The organism is Xanthomonas sp. SHU 166 (genome assembly GCF_000364685.1).
Classification (GTDB): domain Bacteria; phylum Pseudomonadota; class Gammaproteobacteria; order Xanthomonadales; family Xanthomonadaceae; genus Xanthomonas_A; species Xanthomonas_A sontii.
Map to the genome: position 1 here is coordinate 1 of NZ_AQOJ01000958.1, position 1,027 is coordinate 1,027.

General features: G+C 71.5%; 2 protein-coding genes. Both read right to left on the minus strand.

Annotation, left to right across the window (positions count from 1 at the left end):
• Positions 1–38: 38 nt before the first annotated feature.
• Positions 39–821, minus strand: coding sequence for a DUF1295 domain-containing protein (locus D180_RS21515; RefSeq protein WP_017914401.1), 783 nt, complete (start codon positions 819–821; stop codon positions 39–41).
• The coding region (locus D180_RS21520) for a DUF2878 family protein (RefSeq protein ID WP_017914402.1) at positions 818–1,027 on the minus strand (210 nt) is incomplete at its 5' end. The genes D180_RS21515 and D180_RS21520, both read right to left, overlap by 4 nt.

The window sequence follows — 1,027 nt, forward strand, 5'->3', positions numbered from 1 at the left end:
GGCGAAGGTACTGGACATGGCGGATCTCCTCGCGCGGCTCAGTGCCGCGGCGGCATGGGGAAGAAGGCGCTGGTGCTGCGCTGGTAGTCGGCGTAATCGCGGCCGCGCGAGCGCAGGGCTTGCTGTTCGGTGTAGGGAATGCCGGTGACGCGATAGAGGAAGGCGAACATCAGCAACGGGCCCAGCGCGGCCACGCCGACCCACAGCGCGCCGCTGCCCACTGCCAGGAACACGTAGGCGAACCAGTGCACGAATTCGAAGAAGTAGTTCGGATGCCGCGAATAGCGCCACAGGCCTTGGCGGCAGGTCTTGCCCTTGTTCGCCGGGTCGGTGCGGAACGCGGCCAGTTGCCGGTCGGCCAGGCTTTCCCCGCCGACCGCGATCAGCCAGGTCGCGACCGCCAACGTGGTCCACACGCTCCACTGCGGCTGCGGATTGTGCGCGGCCACCGACAGCGGCACCGCGAACGCCAGCACCACCAGCGCCTGGCCGAGGAAGAACGCCAGGAACTTGCGCTGGTCGCCGTGCCAGTGCTCGCGCAGGGCACGATAGCGGCCGTCTTCGTGCGCATCGCCGAACACGCGTACGCCCAGATGCCAGGCCAGGCGCGCGCCCCACAGCCCGCCCAGCACCGCGGTCAGTACCCGCGGCAGCAGCGCGCCATCGGCGCGCCAGGCGCAGTACACTGCGGTCAGCGCCATGCAGGCCGACCACAGCACATCGACCACGCCGGCATTGCGGGTGCGCCGCTGCCAGGCCCAGCCGGCGAGCATGACCAGCACGGTGAAGATGCCTACATGCAGGAGCGGCCAGGCGTTCATCGCACCGCTCCGGTGGCCGGCAGCGCCGGCGTGGCGACCATCAGGCGGCGCGTCGCCAGGCTCAGCAAGGTCAGCGCCGCGGCCCAGCCCACAGCCAGCGCCAGCAGCGCCTGCGGCGTGGGCGCCACCAGCGTCACCGCCTGCCAGCCGCGCGCGGCCAGCACATAGCCCAGCGGGCCGCCAATGGCGCCGAACAGCGCCGCGCG